This is a genomic window from Posidoniimonas corsicana (assembly GCF_007859765.1).
GTDB classification, from domain to species: Bacteria; Planctomycetota; Planctomycetia; order Pirellulales; family Lacipirellulaceae; genus Posidoniimonas; species Posidoniimonas corsicana.
In genome coordinates, this window is record NZ_SIHJ01000001.1 from 341,247 (window position 1) to 361,695 (window position 20,449).

Here is a 20,449-nt window from a genome sequence, read left to right on the forward strand (position 1 = left end):
CCCTTGCACTTAGAGAAAACAGCCCATCCCCCTGCCCCAGGGGATGGGCTGCACCCGAGAATGCTTCGTTGACCGGGCTGACTCAGACGCGGCGACGAGGCCCGGTGGCCAATGCCGCCATGACCAGGATCATTGTCGAAGCCGGTTCGGGGACGCCGTAAGTCGCGGTCAGCAGTCCGTTGGCGCCGCTGTTGTCGATGCTGAAGTTCCAGCCTGACGCGGTGACATCAGACAATGCTAGGCCCCCGTCGACGATGTCGGTGTTCTCGATCTCCATCAGCGTCCACGTACCCGCGAACGGAGCGACTCCGTCAAAGCTCAGGTCTAGCAGCGAGCCGGATTTGAACTCTCCTACTACGCCGCCCGCGTCATCAAAGTCGTCAATGAAGATCGGCGTTACGCCCCCCGCGTCAATCGCAGCCTTGAGCATGCCGTGCTGAATCCACGAGCCGTCGCCGCTGCCGCTTGGGCCGATGCTGATCCCAGTCGGCGTGGAACCCACCACACTGAACACCCCCGTCGGGCCGATATGGACGCCTGCTCGTGTTTGCAGCGAGCCGCCGGAGATCTCAAACAGGCCCGAGCCGGTGGTGTCTCCGACCTCAAGCGATGGACGGCCGCCTGGGTTGTCCGACTCGATCTTCGAATTGGAGCCGCGGTAGATATCAAGCGAGCCGCCTGTCAGGTTGTAGGCGCCGTCGGGCGCGCCGCCTACGCCGACCCGAAGCCCGTGGCCGATGCGATACTCGCCGCCTGACTGGTTCACCATGCCTGCGCTGGAGTCGCCCAGGAAGTTGAAGATGTTGGCGCCGCTCCGTTGGTCATCGTGCGATCCGCCGATGATGTTCATCGTCGCGCCGCCCTTAATGAACGTGCGGCCTGAGGTGCTATCCACTGAACGCTCGACGGTGAACGCACCGTTGATGTCTTGCGTGCTATTGTCAGCGCCGCTGGGCGATAGGTTGTCGTCCCAGTTGGCGGCCGTGGAGTACTCGTTGTCCGCGCCCCCGCCGGTCCAGACGGCGGCCCACGTGGTTGAGTGGACCGCCGCGGCGCATACGGCGGCAGCAGTAATCGCGACAGTTCGCCGCAGGGCAAAGGGTCTGAGTAGATTGGACTTCATTAGATCAACAGCTCCAGCTCAAAGATGCGCGACCGGCTCAACAGCCTCTGGTCAAGACAAGAAAAACGATAAGTTCATCAAGCAGCAACGGAAACGGCGCGGACTAACGATTCCTTGTTCGACCTCGCCATAGCTCGCCATGGGCGCCTGGCTAGATCGGGCAAGTGCCGAAACACCCGGTGCAGAGCATTGCCTCCGCCCCTGCTCCTTACCACTGACGGCGGCGTTGTCCCATCAATGCGACGCCCGCTGCAAGAAGAAGCGTGGATGCGGGCTCCGGCGCCGCGGAAGCGGCGGACGGCGCCGTCGAGGCGCCGTAGTTGGCGCGCCACAGGTTGTAGTCGGCCGCGACCACATTGCCGGATGGGTCGCCGGTGCCGTTGCCATTTAGCGCCGATTCGTTCAGCCCCAGGTTGTCGCGGAAGACGGTGTAGTCCGCGGCGTCGACCACGCCATCGCTGTTATAGTCTCCCGGCAGACCTCCGCCTTCGCCAGGCAGACGGACCTGAAGGAGGTTTCCTAGAACCTGCATCTCCCAGCCCGCGCCGATTGCCGTGGGGGTCAACGACAAGCCGTTCTCGACAAGCGTTCCGTCCCACTGCATGACGGTGTGCCAGACGTTCTGTAGCGCGCCGCCAAGGTCGTAGGGGTCGAGGAGCGATCCGCTCGCAAATCTGACGTCCCCCTGACCGTCGTCGTCAACGTCATCGATAAGGATCGGCGTGATGCCTCCGGCGTCGACGCCGGCGCGGAGCGTGCCGCCGGCGTATTGCAGCCAGCCTCCGTCGAGGCTGCCGTTGCTGCCAATGCCGATCTGGCTCGCCGCGGACCCTTGCACGTCAATGGTTCCATATTTGCCGATGGCGATGTGCGCCCGTGTCGAGAATGCGCCGCCCGAAATGTTGAACACGCCCGTGGTGCTATTGAGTGGGTCGGAGTCACCGTCGTCGGCGCCTAGTTCGAACGACGGCCGTCCGTAGGCGGTGATATCCTCAGGCGTCATGATCGCGGAGTTGCCGCCACGGAAGATCACGAACTCACCGCCGCTCAGGTTGATCTCCCCATGCCCATTCACCCCACTTCCGAGGAACACACGGTGGCCAACGTTCACCTGCCCGCCGCTGATGTTGAGCGTGCCGTCCTGGGCGCGTCCGATAGTGGTAACAATCCCCGCCCCGGACCGGCCGGCGTTGAGGATGCCGCCGGACACGTTGAGCGTGCCACTGCCGCTTCCGGCGCCTGGCGCACCGAGAAAGAACCGCTGGATGACCACCGGCGCGTCAGCCGCCCCGGCGAGCGCCAGCGACGTTTGGTCATCAAAGTCGACCGCTCCGCCGTTCCGAACCGCCACGTCGAATGTCGCCGCCGGCAGCGTGTCTGTTTCTGGGATAAAGTGGGGCGCTACAGAGTTGTGATTGGCGTTGGTAGTCTCATCGAACCAGTTAACTGGGTCTTCCCACTTGGAGGTGGTGGAAGCTTCGTCTTGCTCGGCGTCCCAGCGGAACAGAAAGTTTTGCGCGTGCACCGGAAGGCAACTCGTCAAGACCAGAGTCGAAGCGGCGAACACGGGGGCAAGAGCAAGTCTCATTGAAGCGGTCCTAAGAAGATTGGTGATCAGATTTCGACGGACGCCACTCGGTCCGCGGTACGAGGAGGAGCCGTAGGAGCGGTAACTTGATGAGTTTGATCCGAGGCACCGCCCTCGATATCAATCGGCGGCTATCGTCTCTCCGGTGGCACGGGTTGACATTCCCTGGTAGAGGTCGAAGTCAATTCCCTCGACCAGGAACTCGACGTGCCCATCGGCGAACAGCATATTGCAGCCGCCGGTGTGCTCGCTGCCGAACGGGACTTCGTTGTCAGTCGCGCGAGACAGGCACTCGATCTGGTAATTGATTGGGTTGATGGTTCCGCGCAGCGACCGCCCATAGCTGGTGTTTGAAGGGTCGGGCTTGCCTGAGCCGCCCTGGTACCAGCTTGGCTGGCCCCCGGTGCACGTCCCGTATCCCGGCGCGCTTGAGACATTGCCGTGGTAGCTTTCGCCGGCCAGGAAGGTCTTCGACGAGCCATCGGTGATCTCAGAGAACTTGGTGCTGCTGTTGACGTACAGGATGCCGTCATCCGCGACGGGGCCGTTAGGACCCAGGAGTGTGGTTGTGGCCGGGTCGATCGAGCCGAACCTCGAAGAGCCGCCGGCCTCGCTGTGCCCCCTTCCTCCGAAGCTGCCGTAGTAGTCTCTCCGGTAGCCGTAACCGTAGTTCTCTTGCCACTTGGTAAGGCTCGGGCACAGCAGCGCCGAGATGCGAGAGTTGGTAATGGCGTCGGCCTCAGCGTCGGTTAAGGACCGGAAGAAGTAGAGCCATCCGCCTTCGTAGTCGAAGTCGAAGCTCTGCTCCAGCACCCCCTCCTCGTAGTAGGGGAGGGTTAAATGGATGTGCGTCCAGCCGCGGCAGCCCTCCGACGGACAACCTTCCTTCATGTCGAGACTCATCCCGTCGGGGAAGTGCCTGCGAGCGGACTCGTAGTTGAGGTGGGCAAGCCCCATTTGCTTTAGGTTGTTAGTGCACTGCATCCGACGGGCAGCCTCGCGAGCGGACTGAACAGCGGGAAGGAGCAGGGCGATTAGCACTCCGATAATCGCAATGACAACCAGCAACTCGACGAGGGTAAATCCAGGAGCTCTGATTGCGGACGAACGGCTACTGGGGCTTGTAGTGACCATGCTTTTCTCCGTAGTGCGTATGGTTCTCAGCTCTTTGACTGAAGATTGAGATCGATTTCGGCGCCGCCGTCGCTAACCTCCGCGGTCAAATCAGACGTGGTCCGATTCGAGTACTTCTGGGGCGCCAGCCATTTCACCTTTGCCGGACCAGACGGCGCCCGGGAACCGGATTGGACGCCGCGCAGTTCATCCTCCATGCTCTTGTACGAGACTCCTTCGTCAGGAACGATCCGCGAAGTCACCGTCACGACATAGTTGCCCGGTTTGGCGCCGTCACCCTTTTCGTAAGTAGAAAGCTGGTAGCGTCCCTCGCTGTCGATCTGGCCACTTGCTGGCCGTCCTGAGTCGGGGAAGAACTCTACCCGGCCGGTCGTGAGGGGCTCGCCGTCCATCGTCACGACGCCCGAAACTTCGACAAGCCCGTCGCGATTCGATCCGCAGCCAACTAGCGCCGAAGCGAGAAGCGCCACGCACGCAGCCTTCATCGCCGCACGTGGCTGAAGACGCGAATTGGTGACGCCGTTTAGCATCTTCATGAGGCAGTGATAATCCACCACAACTCCGAGAACGAAGTATCGAGTAGGAAGCCAGAACAGTGCGATGGCGCGGAGTGTACGCCAAGCAGAGACGAGATCCGTTGAGCGACGGTGCCACATCGTCTTCCAAGGGGTTTCACCTAATCGCGGCGTTTTTACGATGGATTTCCATCGAAATGCAGGAAAACGTCCGAAAGGCGGACGTAGATCCCGCAGAAAACCGCAGGATTTCGGCGACCCGCATGGTGGTTGCCAGATTCCCGATTGGGTCAGTCGTGCCTGGCTACTCCGTTGGATTGCTAGGAATCTTTCGTAAACCTCCCTCGGCGATGTGAATAGGTAGACGGAAGTGCTCGGTTAGCTCCACCGATCACGTCTAGTCCTTCGCTCATCAGCCGAAGCCCGATCGCGAACCATCCGATTGAAGTTGGATTGCTGGGCTGGGAGGTTGGCGTCTCGCGGTCTTCGACGCGGGGGGCCTCACCTATCTACTAGCAGATTGCAGTGTGAGTTGAAGCGCCATCGGCTGGCATGCTACAGATAGACCCGGCTCAATCACCGCCGACTGGTCACGCCAAGAGGCCACCCGGTTTGTCTCGACAATCCGTTACATCAAACATCGATTACGCCGTGCTCCTCAGAACAGTAGCCGCACTGCTTTGCCCGCTGCTTCCTTCATTCGCCTTGGCGGTGGGGCAGCGTCCGAATGTCGTAGTCATTCTGGCCGACGATCTTGGGTATGGGGATGTCAGCTGCCTGAATCCGGAACGGGGCAAGATTGCGACCCCTAGTATCGACCGAGTTGCATCCGAAGGGATGTCGTTCACCGACGCACACTCGGCGTCCTCGGTCTGCACGCCCACCCGCTACGGACTTCTCACCGGGCGTTACTGCTGGCGAACTCGATTGCAAACATTCGTCCTCTACGGGTACGACTCCCCCCTTATTGTCCGCGATCGGTTGACCGTCGGGACGCTGCTGCAAGAAAAGGGTTACACCACCGCGTGCATCGGCAAGTGGCATCTTGGCATGGGGTTGCCAAAGGGGGACGCCTCGCCGCGGATTACCGAGGGGCCGACCACCCGCGGCTTCCACGAGTACTTCGGCATCAGCGCGTCGCTCGACATGCCACCGTTCGCATTTATCGACGGTGATGAGCTGACCGAACCATTGACGACCATCAAGAAGTGGCAGCGAGAAGGGGCGGCGGCAGAGGGGTTTGAAGCCGTCGACGTGCTGCCGAGCCTGGCCGAGAGGGCCGTGGAATTCATCCACAAGCAGGCGGGCAGCAACGATCCGTTCTTCCTCTACCTGCCGCTCAGCTCGCCCCATACGCCAATTGTGCCGGCCAATCAGTGGCGGGGGGCAAGCGGCGTTGGCGGCTATGGAGACTTTGTCGTACAAACCGACGCGGTGGTTGGGCAGGTGGTAGAAGCCCTTGACCGTACTGGCGTGGCGGACGAGACGCTCGTCATCGTGACCAGCGATAACGGCTGCTCGAAGGCCGCCGGAGTTCCGAGACTGCAATCACGTGGCCACTACCCGAGCGGCGCCCTCAGGGGCCTAAAGACTGATATCTTTGAGGGCGGCCACCGGGTGCCGTTCTTCGTGCGTTGGCCGGGGCAGGTCGCGAGCGGCAGCCGCTGCGATCAGCTCATCTGCCTCAATGATCTCCTGGCCACCCTCTCGGACATGCTCGACGCTCCGCTGCCTCCCAATGCGGGGGAGGACAGCGTGAGTATTCTCTCAGCGCTGCGAGGCGACGATGTCGCTCCTCTCCGCGAGGCGTTGGTGCACCACTCCATCAATGGATCGTTCGCCATTCGTCAAGGCGATTGGAAGTTGCTGCTGTGCCAGGATTCGGGCGGCGTTAGCTTCCCCAAGCCGGGCAGCGACGACGCGGCCGGATTACCAATGGTGCAGCTCTACAACCTGGCGACCGACCTGGCCGAGGAGCACAACGTTCAAGACGAACACCCTCAGGTGGTCCAGCGGATGCGAAGCTTGCTCGAACAGTACGTATCGCGCGGCCGCAGCACGCCCGGCCCCAACCAGGATAACGACGTCGAAATCAAGCTCGTCAAACCTCCCAAGGCGAAGAAGTAGTCTATGTATTGCTCGTTGCGCAGAGTCAAACTTGCGGTCATTGCGGTCTTTTCAGCTTCGCTGGCTGCTCCCGATGCCGTAGGTGGCGAGAATCCGCCGCCGAACATCCTGCACATCCACGCCGACGACCATCGCCCCGATGGGCTGCACGCACTTGGTACGGACGCTCTGCAAACACCCAACCTCGACAAACTCGTCGAGCGGGGCACGACGTTCTCCCGCTGCTACACTATGGGGTCGATGGTCGGCGCGGTTTGTCTGCCAAGCCGCACGATGATGCTGACCGGTCGGTCTTGGCTGAGGATCCCTGGGGGTAAGGCGGCCACTGATCCGTGGGACCCGTCCATGGCGCTCCCCAGCGTGCTATCGGACGCCGGCTACCAGACGTTTCATGTGGGCAAGAGTGGGAACGAGTTCAAAGCCGGGATCAAGGCGTTTCAGCAAAGCATCGTTATGGATGACCGCGGAATAAGGAAGCGCCGCGGGTCTAGCGAGCGGCACGCCGACGCGGTGATCCGGTTCCTCGGCGAGTCGGACCAGACGCGTCCCTTCTACGTCTACATGGCGCCACCCGTTCCGCACGACCCGCGAGTGGCTGCGCCTGAGTTCATGGACCGGTACTCACCCGATGTTGTTCTGCTCTCTGAGGCGTTTATGCCGGTCCACCCCTTCAACAACGGCGAGATGACCGTTCGCGACGAGCGCTTGGCTCCCTGGCCGCGGACTCCTCGCGATACGCGGAGCCAGCTCGCGGACTACTACGCTTGCATTACCGGCCTCGACCATCATGTCGGTCGGATCGTCGAGCAGCTCCGCTCGACCGGTCAGCTGGAGAACACGATCGTGATTTTCTCGGGCGACAACGGATTGTCGATGGGAGAACACGGCCTGTTCGGCAAGCAGAACCTCTACGAGTTCGGGGGCATGCACTGCCCATTGGTGATTGCCGGACCAGGAGTCCCCGAACGACAGAGCGACGCTTTCGTTTACCTAATGGATCTGTTCCCAACGCTCTGCGAACTTGGTGGCGCGGCCGTTCCCAAGGGTGTTGAAGGGCAAAGCCTCGTTCCTCTGCTCAAAGGCAGCGAGCCTGAACCGCGTAGCGTCCTCTACACCGCTTACCGGGATTGCCAGCGGTCCGTCAGGGATGACCGGTGGAAGCTGATTCGGTATCCGCAGATCAACAAAACGCAGCTCTTCGACCTCGACGACGATCCGAGGGAACTACGAAACCTGGCAGACGACCCAGCGTACGCTTCTGAGGTCGCCAGGATGACGGGACTGCTCAAGCAGGAGATGCTCCAGTACGGCGATAGCACGCCGTTGACCACCGCGAACCCACGGCCCGCGGAGTGGATGCCACCGAAGACGAAGAAGCCCGCAACCGGTGATTCCCACGTCAGGTTGCATTCGAGTTAGCGGCAACTGGAGAGGCTGCCTAAGCCCATGGCTGCGGCAATCGAACTATGATCCCATCTGAGCAGCTATTCACTCGCACCTCTTATTCCAAGGTAGGCATCACCCTTCTGCGGGGCCTGCTGGTCTTACTGATACTGCTGGCGGCCGCGCCCGGCCGTGCCGCGGGTCTGGCGACAAGCAAAGCAGCCGGTAAGCGGCTCAACGTGCTGTTCATTGTCGCCGACGACCTCCGACCCGAGTTGGGCTGTTATGGAAACCAGGCTGTCAGGAGCCCCAGTATCGATCGGTTAGCATTACGCTCTCTGGTCTTCGATCGCGCCTACTGCCAGCAGGCGGTATGTTCGCCGTCACGCACCAGCGTCATGACAGGAACCAGGCCCGACACGAACAGGGTGTGGGACCTCAACACACACTTTCGCGGCGCGCTGCCGGGTGTCGTCACGCTGCCTCAACTGTTTGGCGCCCACGGGTACGCGACGCGTGGGCTCGGCAAGATCTACCATGGCGACCTTCAAGACGCTCCCTCCTGGACCGCCCCAGCTGTTTCTGCAGAACGGAGGCCACTCCGCAAGGGCCGCCGCGCTGCAGGAAAGCGTCCGGATCATCGCGATGAGCACGCCCTGCTGACCGCAACGCCAGAGGCATGGGCCGAACGGGTCACCAACACCGACCGCGGTCCCGCGGTGCGAGCTACCGATGACCCTCCGAATGGAGGCGGAGAAGGGCGGCTGGCGGACGAGGCCATCGAATCTCTCCGCGAGCTAAGCGGGCAAGACAAGCCATTCTTCTTGGCGGTGGGATTCAGAAAGCCCCACCTGCCGTTCAGCGTGCCGGCTTCTTACTGGCAACTCTACGACCAGCACGCGATCCCGCTAGCCCCCAATCGCTTTCTCCCGGATGGCGCGCCCCGATTCAGCTTGGCGGACAAGAACGAGCTTTGGAAGTATAGCGGCGTCCCAGACGTGAGCGATCTTCCGGAGTACTACGCACGGCAGCTCAAGCACGGCTACTACGCCGCCATTAGCTACATGGATGCCCAGTTGGGCCGAGTGCTTACCGAACTGGACGCGTTGGGGTTGCGTGAGACGACGATTGTCGTGCTGTGGGGCGACCATGGCTGGAAGCTTGGCGAGCACAGCCGTTGGTGCAAGCACAGCAACTTCGAGGATGACGCCCGCGCCCCACTGCTGATTGCGACGCCGGGCCTGACTTCGGGTGGCGGGCACACCGACGCCCTGGTCGAGTTCGTCGACATCTACCCAACCCTGGCCGAATTGGCGGGGATCCCAAAGCCGGACCACCTTGAGGGTATCAGCCTCAAGCCCCTGCTGGAGTGTCCGACTATGGCGTGGAAGGCTGCTGCGTTCAGCCAGTACCCACGTACGGTGTCGCGGCAGAGGTTGATGGGATACTCGATGCGGACCGACCGCTATCGTTTCACGCGCTGGGTTGCGCGTGATGATCCCTCGGCTGTCATCGCGGTTGAGCTCTACGATCACCGAACCGACCCGCAAGAGAACGTCAACATCGCGGATGATCCCGCGCACGCACCACTCGCGGCGCAGCTAGCCGAGCAGTGGCTGGCGGGGTGGCGGGGCGCGCTGCCTCGTCGTGCTCAAGGGACGAAGGGGGATCAATGACTCATGTGTGTGGCCGCTACCGATGCGCCAGGCAACTCGAGATCCCGCTGACGGCGCCTTTACCAAGTCCCGTTGGATGGCGGGTTGCGATCATGCTTGCGGCGTGGTCGTCGGCCGCGATCGCGGCGCCTCGCTTTCCGCCAACGCCGCCGCCGGACCGCCTCGTTCCTTACAAGGCGACTGACGGTGGCTCGCTCAGCCTGCACGTGTTTGCTCCCCCAGGTCCGGCGCCCGAAGAAGGATCGCCCGCCATCATTCTGTTCTTCGGCGGCGGATGGAAGGGCGGCGACCCGGCCCAGTTCTACCCCCAGTGCAGGCATTTTGCCTCGCTGGGGTTTGTCGCGATGTCGGCTGAGTACCGCGTTGAAAGCCGCCACGGCACAACCCCTCGCGAGTGTGTTGAGGACGGGAAATCGGCTATCCGTTGGGTTCGCGACCATGCGGGCGAGCTGAACGTTGACCCGACCAGGATCGTCGCAGGCGGCGGGTCTGCTGGTGGTCATGTCGCCGCGGCGGCGGCCACTGGAACCGCCGTCGACGAACCCGGCGCCCCGGCTACCAGCTGTCGACCCGATGCATTGGTTCTCTTCAACCCCGTGTTCAACAACGGCCCGGGCGGGTACGGGTACTCACGGGTCGCGGCGTACTGGCGCACGGTATCGCCAATGCACAATATCGACGATAGAACGCCGCCAACGATCGTGTTCTTCGGCAGCAGGGACAAGTTGGTGCCGGTCGACCAGATGCGTGAGTACGAACGACGCATGAAATCTCGCGGCATCCGCTGCGACCTGCACATCTACGAGGGCCAGAAGCACGGCTTCTTCAATCACGACTCCACTGACAGCAACAACAATCGGTTCTACAGCCAGACGCTCAAAGAAGCTGACGCTTTCCTAGCATCCCTTGGCGTAGTTCACCCGGCCGACAAGCCAAACGCGTCTGCCGTCGGGGCAGGTATCTAGCACCCGCCAGCACCTTTCCACTCACCCACGTTCGACAACGATAGCACCAGGTACCGTAATGAAGCACTTCGTTCTAGCAGCCGCACTGGTTGGCCTCTCCTTGGGCGGCGCCGTGGCGGAGTCCCGCGACGACTCGAGCGTTCAGCAGCTGTTTAATGGCAAAGACCTTTCCGGCTGGAACGGCGACCCAAGGCTGTGGAAGGCGAAGGGCGGCGTTATCCGTGGGGAGACGACCAAGGACGCCTCCGCCAAGGGCAACACTTTCCTCATCTGGGAAGGGGGCGAGGTTGAAGACTTTGAGCTGAAGCTGTCGTACCGATGCAACGCCGCCAACAACTCAGGCATCCAGTACCGATCGCGACACATCACCGACGACTCCGCACGCAACGCATGGGTGGTGCGAGGCTATCAGCACGAGCTCCGCAACGAGAACAAGCTTCCCAATGTGACGGGCTTCATCTACGACGAGGGCGGGTCACGCAAGCGTATCTGCCTGGCCGGTGAGAAAGCGAGCTGGGACGTCGACGGGAAGCACCTCGATCGCAAGCTGCTTGAGGACGCAGAGCTGGAGCGGCTGATCCGGGTGGACGACTGGAACGAGGTTGCCATCATCGCGAAGGGCAACCACATCCAACACTACCTCAACGGCACGCTAATCCTCGACTTTACGGACAATCATCGTAAGCTGGCGCTCGGCAAAGGCGTGCTGGCCCTTCAGCTCCACGCCGGCGCGCCGATGTGGGTGGAGTTCAAGAACCTCACGCTGAAGCGACTCGACTAGGCAATCGCCAGCAATCGGCGCTAGAACTTAGAGTTCCGATGACTGCCTGCTGATGGAGGGGATGGCCGTGCGGTCGTGGCTGCGCGTGAGTAGCCCCCGCTGGGGAAAGACCCCGTGCATGCGATCTTCGTCGGGCGCCCTAAACCAAGGTGTCACGCCCGGTTTTCTTAGGCGACTATTTGCCAGTACCTTGAAGTCTCTGTCCCGAGCGAATGGACGAGCTCTCGGACTCCCAATTAAGTCTTGGGCTAACACTTCTACCATTCTAATCCTAGGAACTTCGAAAGATTCGTTCGTAATTCTAGCGTCAGAACGCGAAGTGCTATCGTGGCTAAGCAGTACGCGCTCAGTCTCTATTGGTTGCCACACCGCACTCTCGTTCTTTACCTCGTCCTAATACTCATGTCGCGTTCTTGGCTCGCCAGTGGGCCGGTCGGGAAGCGAATCCAGTTCGTGTCGAAGTCCCATCAAGCCGCAGCGCTGCCGGCTGCGTCTCCGGGGCTGCATTTCCTACTTAGCGTTGCGCTTCTATTGCTGGCCAGATGCAACTCGAGTTCCGCCGTGGTGGAAGTGTCAGGCCAAATCACCCTCGATGGAGTCCCATTCCTCGAAGCGTATAGAGTTCTTTCCCGAGGACCGTCACGCCGCTTCCGGCGAGATTGAGTCGCAATGCCGGTGCCCCTTGTCGACGTTCACCCCGGGAGATCGCGTTCTGCCGGGCAGATCCGAGGCAACGGATGCAGCTGTAACGGCGGCTAGAGATGTGCCTCCGGCTATGTGCCTCGGAAAGAAGATAGAACTTCTCGAGACCACTGGGGTTCTCGATCAAGTAATTGAGGCTCAATCCGCGAGGTGCGAGTAGCTCGCCTCAGAACGGGCTTCGCAGAGAGGTTCGTCGGACCTCACCGCGGAGGTGGACGAGGACGGCGAGGGGATCGAGTTTAGGTTGTCTCCAGCCGGGAAGTATCCAGAAAAACTTAGGAGGTCGAGATGGCAACAGGTAGACGGAAAGCGGGGCTGCGCGCTGCGGGCTTCACGCTGGTCGAGCTGCTGGTGGTGATTGCGATCATCGGCATCCTGATTGCCCTATTGCTGCCTGCTGTGCAGGCGGCGCGGGAGGCCGCGAGGAAGACTCATTGCACCAACAACCTTAAGCAAGCGGCATTGTCGGCGCTCAACTACGAGACCTCATTCCGAGAACTTCCGAAAGGTGGTGGGTCGGCGCCACGCGGGGGGTGGGGGCACTCTTTCTGGGTGCTGCTACTCCCCTACTCAGAGGAGTACGCAATCTACTCGGCTTTTGACAGGGTTGGGGTCAATAGCATCCACACCGGATGGATCGCAGGGACCGGGAACGCGAACACCAACATGGACAACTTCGCACTGCTGGGCGGAGTCACCGTTCCAATGCTCCTCTGCCCCTCGTCGGACCTGCCCAAGTTTCCCGCTGTGGGCGAGTATCTTTTTGAAGGCACCAATACCAATCCGCCTTCGGCCGCCATGATGGCGACCTACACCGGGATTGCCGGTGCTGTCGACCACGAGTCGGCTTTGGGCACGACTTCGATTTACTCTTTTGGTGGCTGCCTCCTGAATACGAACCCGGTTCAGCTGCGTTCGGTTACGGACGGAACCTCCAAGACGATGCTGCTAGCGGAGCAGTCGGACTGGTTGATCAAGAAGAGTGGCGGTCGCGTTGCGACCGAAGAGATCGTTGACGCCCGCAGCGACGGGAATCACGGGTTTACGATGGGGGGCATGGACAATGGCAGGATGTTCAACATCACCACCGTTCGCTACCGCGTGAACGACAAGTCCGCAAACAACCCAGGCATCCAGGGCAACCTTGGCCCCAACCGCCCCATTCAGTCGGTGCACGCTGGCGGCGCGTTCGCGGCGTTCGTTGACGGATCGGTGCGTTTCGTCAACGAGCAAACGGAACTGCAGCTGCTCTTCAATATGTGCAACCGTGATGACGGCAACGTTGCCCTCGAGAGCGCCGGGGCCCCATTGGCGCTCTAGTTCGACGTTTGCCCCTTAGGGTAGATAACCGAATGCTTCAACGAGTTCTCGAAAGGCCGCTCATCCTCCTGCTGGGCGCCTTGGTCGGTTGCGGCGGGGGCGCCCCGGAGCCCACCGGCGACGTCGTCGGAACGGTATCGCTGGGCCCGAACGCGGGCGGTGGCGTCGCCGTGATCTTCTACTCAGAGGCACCCCGGGTTGAGAGGATGACCGAGGTTGGCGCCAACGGTGAGTACTACCTTCACGATCTGCCGCTCGGGGTCTACTCCGTCTACCTGGCGCCGGTGCCCGTCAACTACCCCACCGGCGAGCCCGAGCCACCGCAGGCCAAAATACCGAAAAAGCTCTCCTCGCCAGACACCAGCGGCCTCGAGCTATCGGTCGTTGAAGGTGAGAACCGGCTTGATGTTACGAACCCATAGGGGGGATCGTACCCGCCCGCGCTCCTTCGTTCGAACGCACGCATTCCAGCGACTAGAACCAGCTATCTACGACGCGCAACTTAGATGTAAGCGTTCACGGAGTTGGCTGTCGATTGTGTGCTGCCACCGGCTCTCTCCGCTTCCTGTAAATATAGGGGTATCGCGCAACAACTGAGGAATCCTGAGAATATTTCGTAAATCCCAGTAGAACCGGTGGAGTAGGGGGCAGACAGGGATAACTCGTCAGTGCCCCCGTTCGTGGGCTCCCACCTGTTTAAATTGCCAGCGACGCCATGCTCAGCGGTGTACGCGGAGCCTGGATGGCAAAAAACCTTAATCAGATTTAGCGTCTAAGCTCACTGCGCCGTTGCGGTGGACCGCTCGCTGGGGCAGCTGTGACGCAGTTGGCCTGCGGCATACCTGCCCAGTGAATCTCGCGTCCAGTGACCGGAGGAACGTCGCACGAAAGTCAGACCTGCAAGGATCGGGCTTTACGCTTGTTGAGTCGCAGGTGGTGATTGTGATTATCGGCATCCTGAGCGCCCCGACAGGCTTGCTCAGCAAGGTTTACCGGCTCTGAGAGCACCGAACCCTAGGAAAGAAGGAAAGCAATAATGAAGTCCCCACTTGTACTTGCCGCGGCACTCTACTTCGGCGCCGCTAGCGTTGCAGAAGCTGTGCTGGTGACAGAATTCCTGTTCGATGGCACGGACCCCACGGTCGCGACCGACACGAGCGGCAACGGCTTCCACGGAACGATCGGCGGCGGCGCCACGCGCGTCCCGGGCGTCCTCACGGGTTCAACCGCAATGGGTTTCGACGGCGACGATGATGTCGTATCGCTGGCGCCCTCTGATTTCGCCGCCGGCACGGGCCCCTTTGGGAGCACGAACCAAGAGATCTCGATCTCGGCGTGGGTGCAGTTCGGCATCACCAACCCAGAACAGTCCACCTGGTGGTACGGAACCAACGCTGGGGGCGGGCGGCAGTCGCAGGTCCACCTTCCTTGGGAGAATGGGTCCGCCCTCTGGCGGTCGCCGAACGGACAGATCGGCGTCGGGATCGCCGCGGAGGTCACGGCGAGCCAGACTTCGGGGCAGTGGCATCACTTCGTCTTCACGAAGGGCGCGGCCGGGAATCAGATCTGGATCAACAACGTGCTGCGGAGTTCCGGCGGCGACACTGGGACGTTCGATATTGTCAACGCCACACTGGGCAACAACATCGTCAACGCCAACCCCCTTGGCTGGGATGGGGCGGTGGACCTGTTCCGGGTCTATGACCACGTGCTCGACCCCAGCGAGATCGACACCCTCTTCGCCGAGGCGTTCCCGTTCGAGCTGACCGACTTCAATGAAGACGGCTTTGTCAACACCGCCGACTACGACATTATGGCCGCCAACTTCCTCACCGAAGCGACCAACTCTACCGACGGCGACGCCAACCTAGACGGCTTTGTTGACCTGGAAGACTTTGTGCTTTGGCGCGCCGACTTCGAAGACCCCAGCATTCCGTCATCGGCGCCCGCATCCGCGAACGCGGCGCCAGAGCCGTCAACGCTGCTCCTGCTTGCCGCGGGTCTGCTCCCCACCATGCGTCGCGCGCCGCGCCGGTTGACCTAACTGAGAGCGTAGTCTGTTCACCGCGAGCGATTCAACAACCAACGAACATGACATCTTCTCTCAAAAAGGTCATCCGATGAAACCACTACGTACGCAATACTTGCTGTCGGTACCCGTGCTGCTGGGGTGCGCCCTGTGCGGTTCGGACTCGGCAGCTCAGCCATTCCGTGTGAACTGGATTGGCGCCGCAGGTGTGGAAGGTCTGTGGGACGCCGGTGAGGCGGGCAACGGGGAAGGCGACAACTGGCTCACGACCGAAGAGCCGGCTTCCAACTTCCAGCCCGACGAAGGGTTCCAGGAGTACGGCTCGATTTCAAACGGAGGAATCGCGGTCCTGGATGCGACAACCTCGCCTGTGACCCCGGTTGATGTCCGGCTCGCTGAGGACGGCGGTTCGACAGGCTCGCTGGTTATAAAGGACGGCGGCAGCATCACGGTGACGGACACCATCACCACCAACATGAATCAGGGGTGGATCCGAAACGGCGTGCACGCCAACGGAGTCGGCGTCCTAACGCTCCACGACGCTATCGGTGCGGTCACGGTCGACGGGTACGGACAGAACTCAGTGTCGACGCTTAACGTTGAGATCGATGGCCCGACGTTCAACCCGGTCGTCGTGAAAGAGCAGATCCAGCTTGGCGGCACGCTGCAGGTGAGCGGGTCGCTGGCGTCCGCCGGCGCCGGATCCAGCTGGACGCTGTTCGATGGCAGCGCGGATGGCATTGGGGTGTTTGGTCAGTTCTCCCAGGTGGTGAACAACTCGGACTACAGCCTGCTGGACGGGCAGTCGTTCACTGTATCGACCGCAGAAAGTGAAGTGACCCTGGGGATTAGGCAGCAGCTGGTGCTGCGGGTGGACCCGTACGCGGGCACGGCCGTGCTCTCGAACCCGTCGGGCAGCGGGGTTGACTTTGATGTCACCGGCTATGTGATGTCGGTGTCGAACGGCGCCGTCAATGAAGGCCAGTGGAGCTCGTTCAGCGACGATGCCGCCGGCTGGGTAGAGACCGCTACGGCAAACCAGTTGGCCGAGACCAACGCAACCGGAATGGCGACTCTCACGGATGGCGCGTCCCAGGACTTTGGAGCGCCGTTGAGTATCAACACCAACCAGCCGATTGGAACCAACCTGCTGCAGAGCGTTTCTTTCCAGTACAGCACGGCCGACAATGTGATCGAGAACGCGGTCGTCGTCCTGGAGGGCAATCGGCAGAACAATCTGGTGTTGGTCGTTGACCCGGTTGATGGGAGCGCCATGCTTCAGAACCAGTCCAGCCAGTCTGTCGACCTCACGGGGTACGTCGTCCGTTCAGAATCCGGCGCGTTGCTCCCGGGCTTCAGCGACCTGGAGGGACAGGGAGTAGCGGGTTGGGACGTGGTTGCGGAAACGGCAAACGCGTTGTCGGAGCTGAACGCTGTGGGCATGTCGACGCTGGGCGTAGGCGCGACGCTGGACCTGGGCGTCGTGTGGGATTTGTCCGAAGAAGACCTGACCCTGCAGTACAGCACCGCGGGGCTGACCACTGCCTTTGGCGCCGTCTATTTTGGCGACTTAGCAGATATCAGCCCGAACGTCCTACCCGGCGACTTCAACGCCGACGGCGTCGTCGACGCCGCCGACTACACCATCTGGAGAGACAATCTCGACGGTGACTCGTCGGTGCTTAACGGAAACGGCAGCGGCGCCCCGACCGTGGTGGCCGCCGACTACTCTCTCTGGCGGGCCAACTACGGGGCGACGACCGCGCCGTCCGCCGGATCGGCTGCTCCGGAACCAGGGTCGATCCTGCTGTTTGCCGCGGGCGTTGTGGCAACCGCGGCCCGGGGGCGCCTTCGTATCGCGTAGGGCGTTGGTGCGTGTTTCGACAGTTTGCCATGACAGCCCGTCTCCTGGGGCAGGGAGACGGGCTGCTTTTGGATCACCGGCGCCGGCGAGGCGAAGCTAGCGGACCAAGCAGAGGGAGGCAGTTCGAAGGCCGCCGCAGTGGCGTTCCTTCCTACGCGAGGCGATGACCCAGTCCCGCAGAAGAATCACCGTATCACGCTCAGACGTGGCGGCGGCGTACTCGATAGTTGGCTGCCCATTGCTACGCCTGTGCTTGCTGATCACCCTCGTTGCGTCCTGCTCCCAGGCGTCGGCGCAGCTAGTTGCAAACAGTCTTGCGGAGCTTCGGTCCTACGGAACTTCGGTCGACAACACGACTGTTGTGCTTAGCGGCGCCGATGGCGACCCCCACCCAGAAACCGGCGTCGTGACGCCGGGCCACTACTGGATCAATGGCGATCACATTGCCAACCCTACCAGCTCCATGCCGATTTTCATGGAGCTGGGCGGCTCGGGCAATACGTATGACCTGTCCGGCGCTACGATCAACCTAGACACCCGTAAGCTCGACGGCTTTGGGCGGAGCCTTGGGCACGACAGCGGCGTCGACGTCGTCCGGATCACCGGCTCGGGGAATACGGTGCGGGGCCTGACACTGATCGGGCAGGATATCGCCCTGGACACCGACCCGGACGCCCAACGCTTTGCCGACTGGGCGACGCAGTACGTTGAGCTGTCCGGCGCCAACAACACGGTTGACGGCGCGCATGTGGTCTCGCGAGGCTCTCGCACCGACGCCTATGGTCTCGGGGACGCGTTCGGTAAAGGCGCCTCCCAGGGCGTCAGCCCGTACATCCTTCACCGCAAGGCGTCGGCGTTCCGGGTGGGGGAAGCGACCAATGCGGTCATCAACGACATGCACCTCGAGGCGTACGCGTTCGGGCACGGGTTCTTCGTGCAGAACTCGACCAACACAACCCTTACCAATAGCACGGTCACCGGCGAGTTGTTCTCATCACAGGGCGTTGTCGAACATCCGCTCTACCAGCAGCATGGCCACACCTGGTGGGGAGAGCCGATCCCGGACGACATCATGATCTCCGGCGCTGAGGGCGGGGTGCGAGTGTACGGCGGCGCATCGGGCTTGACCGTCGACAACGTAGTGGTGACGAACATGCGTACAGGGTTTGCCACTGTCCACGACGGAGGCGCCGTTAACATCAGCAACTCCTACGCGTATGGAACCCAGTCCGGGTTTGACGTCGGCGACAACACTACCATCACCAACAGCGGAGGAGACATCGCCAATGGGCCGCTGCTTGTCTTCTACGGCAGCGGGGGGAACAACTCGATCGAGCTTGAGCTGGTGGGGGGCGATCCGGTCGGCGTGGACTGGTCGCCCGCCTTTGTTAACGGCGTCGCCGATGTCTCGATCACCAGCAGCTTGCCGGCGGGCGCGCTTCCGGAGCAGTCGGTCATCCGCCTTGGCCAGAGCTACTACCAGAACTGGCGGAACTTCGACTACACAACCGACGGTCCAGAAAGCGGCGATCCAACTCCCTACACGAACTCGACGTTCCACAACAATACCCACCAGATCCTGGTGCTGGGGGAAAACGCGGTCAACAACACCGGCAGTTCCGTGGGGATGGTGATCACCAACGGAAAGGAGAACTACTATGATGGCGTCTCGCTGGTACCCGCCGGCAAACGCACGCTGGTGTCGCACGCCGCTGGGCTGGGCAACAACGGCGCCGCGGCCGAAGGCACGCTCGACAGCAACGCGTCGGTAGTGCAACTTGGTGGCACGCTGGAGCTGCAGCCGGGCGTCAAGATCCTGAACGAGAAGCTGACCATCAGCGGTGACGGGGTTGATGGCCAGGGAGCGTTGTACTCTGACGGACGCGCCGACAGCGGCACCCGCTTCGGAAGCTCCAGTCGAGTCGACGAAAGCGTTATCGTCCTAGACGGAAATGCGTCGATCGGCGTAGGCGTGGCGGGCAACCAGCTGCTGGTCGGCACTATCCAGGGCACGGGAAATCTCACCAAACGTGGTCCCGGCAAGCTCAGCATCGAGCGGCCCAGCACGCTTGCCGGGAACCTGACCATCGCCGAGGGACAGGTCACCGCTCGATCGGGCGTGGTGAGGAATGGTCTGACGGTAGCCGCTGGCGCGTCGATCGACTCGATCGGAGCCGATGCGATCAATACAGGCAGCGCTGTGCTTCTATACGGCCGTATGGACGTCAACGCACGGTCGGACGCCAACCAACTCTCCGCTCGGGTGGGGCAGCTGTTCGGCTCCGGCGTGATCGAGGCCACCAACCCAACCGCGGATAATGCTGGCACGCTGACAGTCGAAACGTCTTCGGGGCAAGGATACTTCATCGGCGAGATCCAGGGCGGACTTAGCCTGGTAAAATCCGGCGCGGGAGAGCAGGTGCTGGCGGGCGTCAACACCTACACCGGCAGCACCACCATCAGCAACGGGCTGCTGCGGGTAGACGGAACGCACACGGGCGGAGCCCACTACGCGGTGCTGAGCGGAGGCGTACTCGGCGGCGTCGGTGAAATCGGATCGGATGTTGTGGTACAGGCAGGTGGAACGCTGGCGCCCGGCTCCAGCGCCGGGGAACTAAGAACCCGGGATGTCGAGTTCCATCGCGGCGCCGTTCTCGCCATTGAGGTGAGCGGCGCCACCGCGGGCACAGACTACGACCTACTCGCAGCCGACGAGATTCTGCTCGGCGGTCAGCTTGCGGTTACCTTGATCGGCGACGGCTTCACACCCGCATTCGACGATGTCTTCACCGTGGTCTCAGCTGCTTCGCTGTCTGGTGCATTCGACAACGTTGCTGACGGCAGTCGACTCAACACAACGGACGGCGAAGGCTCCTTCATAGTTAGCTACAGCAGTGAACTGGGCGTGGTCACGCTAAACGGTTTCCTGTTTGCTGGCCTGGCAGGCGACTTTAATGCCGACGGCGTAGTAGACGCCGCCGACTACTCTGTCTGGCGGGACAACCTTGGCGCCCTCGATGAAGACTCACTTAGTGGGAACGGCAGCAATTCCGGTGGCGTGGACGCCGCTGACTATGAGCTGTGGCGTAGCAACTTTGGTGCGATGGCTCTCGACGCTGCCCATCCGGCCTACGTCCCGGAGCCAACGTTCTCTGGTGTCCTTGCCGTGGTGTGCTGGTTTCTAGCCCACAGGCGCCGTCAGCTCCGACACCCAGCCGCAGCACGATGTCGCCGTTAGGCGG

15 protein-coding genes are annotated in these 20,449 nt (G+C 61.8%); 11 read left to right on the forward strand and 4 right to left on the reverse strand.

The window, feature by feature from the left end:
- Positions 1 to 82 precede the first annotated feature (82 nt).
- From KOR34_RS01255 to KOR34_RS01270, 4 genes are all read right to left on the reverse strand, one after another.
- The gene (locus KOR34_RS01255) at positions 83 to 1,123 is read right to left on the reverse strand and encodes a hypothetical protein (RefSeq protein WP_146561478.1); all 1,041 of its coding nucleotides are present in this window, start codon (positions 1,121 to 1,123) and stop codon (positions 83 to 85) included.
- A 208-nt stretch (positions 1,124 to 1,331) separates the two neighbouring features.
- Positions 1,332 to 2,666 (reverse strand): hypothetical protein, encoded by a 1,335-nt coding sequence (locus KOR34_RS01260; protein WP_228714456.1) that lies wholly within the window; start codon positions 2,664 to 2,666, stop codon positions 1,332 to 1,334.
- 165 nt (positions 2,667 to 2,831) lie between these two features.
- On the reverse strand, positions 2,832 to 3,845 hold the full coding sequence (locus tag KOR34_RS01265; protein ID WP_146561481.1) for a DUF1559 domain-containing protein: 1,014 nt from the start codon (positions 3,843 to 3,845) through the stop codon (positions 2,832 to 2,834).
- A 26-nt stretch (positions 3,846 to 3,871) separates the two neighbouring features.
- The gene (locus tag KOR34_RS01270; protein WP_146561484.1) at positions 3,872 to 4,381 is read right to left on the reverse strand and encodes a hypothetical protein; all 510 of its coding nucleotides are present in this window, start codon (positions 4,379 to 4,381) and stop codon (positions 3,872 to 3,874) included.
- 591 nt (positions 4,382 to 4,972) lie between these two features.
- On the opposite strand from KOR34_RS01270, the gene KOR34_RS01275 reads away from it, so the two are divergent.
- The 11 genes from KOR34_RS01275 to KOR34_RS01325 all read left to right on the forward strand — a co-directional run bounded on the left by KOR34_RS01275 (position 4,973) and on the right by KOR34_RS01325 (position 20,445).
- Positions 4,973 to 6,487, forward strand: coding sequence for a sulfatase family protein (locus KOR34_RS01275; RefSeq protein ID WP_228714457.1), 1,515 nt, complete (start codon positions 4,973 to 4,975; stop codon positions 6,485 to 6,487).
- Between the two features lie 15 nt (positions 6,488 to 6,502).
- Positions 6,503 to 7,906: a sulfatase-like hydrolase/transferase gene (locus KOR34_RS01280; protein WP_197531034.1), complete on the forward strand. Its 1,404-nt coding sequence runs from the start codon at positions 6,503 to 6,505 to the stop codon at positions 7,904 to 7,906.
- A 47-nt stretch (positions 7,907 to 7,953) separates the two neighbouring features.
- Positions 7,954 to 9,546: a sulfatase gene (locus KOR34_RS01285; RefSeq protein WP_146561490.1), complete on the forward strand. Its 1,593-nt coding sequence runs from the start codon at positions 7,954 to 7,956 to the stop codon at positions 9,544 to 9,546.
- 92 nt (positions 9,547 to 9,638) lie between these two features.
- Positions 9,639 to 10,511 carry an alpha/beta hydrolase gene (locus tag KOR34_RS01290; protein WP_197531035.1) on the forward strand — a complete coding sequence of 291 codons (873 nt, stop codon included), beginning with the start codon at positions 9,639 to 9,641 and terminating at the stop codon, positions 10,509 to 10,511.
- Positions 10,512 to 10,569: 58 nt separating this feature from the next.
- Entirely contained in the window at positions 10,570 to 11,292 is a 723-nt protein-coding gene (locus KOR34_RS01295; protein ID WP_146561494.1) for a 3-keto-disaccharide hydrolase, read from the forward strand.
- Positions 11,293 to 12,282: 990 nt separating this feature from the next.
- Positions 12,283 to 13,314 carry a DUF1559 domain-containing protein gene (locus KOR34_RS01300; RefSeq protein ID WP_146565741.1) on the forward strand — a complete coding sequence of 344 codons (1,032 nt, stop codon included), beginning with the start codon at positions 12,283 to 12,285 and terminating at the stop codon, positions 13,312 to 13,314.
- 32 nt (positions 13,315 to 13,346) lie between these two features.
- Complete coding sequence (locus KOR34_RS01305) at positions 13,347 to 13,736, forward strand: hypothetical protein (RefSeq protein WP_146561496.1); 390 nt, start codon at positions 13,347 to 13,349, stop codon at positions 13,734 to 13,736.
- 427 nt (positions 13,737 to 14,163) lie between these two features.
- Positions 14,164 to 14,316, forward strand: coding sequence for a prepilin-type N-terminal cleavage/methylation domain-containing protein (locus KOR34_RS27415; protein ID WP_197531037.1), 153 nt, complete (start codon positions 14,164 to 14,166; stop codon positions 14,314 to 14,316).
- A 34-nt stretch (positions 14,317 to 14,350) separates the two neighbouring features.
- Positions 14,351 to 15,358 (forward strand): LamG-like jellyroll fold domain-containing protein, encoded by a 1,008-nt coding sequence (locus KOR34_RS01315; RefSeq protein ID WP_146561500.1) that lies wholly within the window; start codon positions 14,351 to 14,353, stop codon positions 15,356 to 15,358.
- A 76-nt stretch (positions 15,359 to 15,434) separates the two neighbouring features.
- Positions 15,435 to 17,207 (forward strand): hypothetical protein, encoded by a 1,773-nt coding sequence (locus KOR34_RS01320; RefSeq protein WP_146561502.1) that lies wholly within the window; start codon positions 15,435 to 15,437, stop codon positions 17,205 to 17,207.
- Positions 17,208 to 17,460: 253 nt separating this feature from the next.
- Complete coding sequence (locus KOR34_RS01325) at positions 17,461 to 20,445, forward strand: autotransporter-associated beta strand repeat-containing protein (protein ID WP_228714458.1); 2,985 nt, start codon at positions 17,461 to 17,463, stop codon at positions 20,443 to 20,445.
- Positions 20,446 to 20,449: the final 4 nt, after the last annotated feature.

Bases quoted from the DNA above. Each gene is read 5' to 3' on its own strand.
- KOR34_RS01255 (WP_146561478.1), bottom strand. From the start codon at position 1,123: ATGAAGTCCAATCTACTCAGACCCTTTGCCCTGCGGCGAACTGTCGCG.
- KOR34_RS01265 (WP_146561481.1), bottom strand. From the start codon at position 3,845: ATGGTCACTACAAGCCCCAGTAGCCGTTCGTCCGCAATCAGAGCTCCT.
- KOR34_RS01270 (WP_146561484.1), bottom strand. From the start codon at position 4,381: ATGAAGATGCTAAACGGCGTCACCAATTCGCGTCTTCAGCCACGTGCG.
- KOR34_RS01285 (WP_146561490.1), top strand. From the start codon at position 7,954: ATGATCCCATCTGAGCAGCTATTCACTCGCACCTCTTATTCCAAGGTA.
- KOR34_RS01290 (WP_197531035.1), top strand. From the start codon at position 9,639: ATGCTTGCGGCGTGGTCGTCGGCCGCGATCGCGGCGCCTCGCTTTCCG.
- KOR34_RS01295 (WP_146561494.1), top strand. From the start codon at position 10,570: ATGAAGCACTTCGTTCTAGCAGCCGCACTGGTTGGCCTCTCCTTGGGC.
- KOR34_RS01300 (WP_146565741.1), top strand. From the start codon at position 12,283: ATGGCAACAGGTAGACGGAAAGCGGGGCTGCGCGCTGCGGGCTTCACG.
- KOR34_RS01305 (WP_146561496.1), top strand. From the start codon at position 13,347: ATGCTTCAACGAGTTCTCGAAAGGCCGCTCATCCTCCTGCTGGGCGCC.
- KOR34_RS01315 (WP_146561500.1), top strand. From the start codon at position 14,351: ATGAAGTCCCCACTTGTACTTGCCGCGGCACTCTACTTCGGCGCCGCT.
- KOR34_RS01320 (WP_146561502.1), top strand. From the start codon at position 15,435: ATGAAACCACTACGTACGCAATACTTGCTGTCGGTACCCGTGCTGCTG.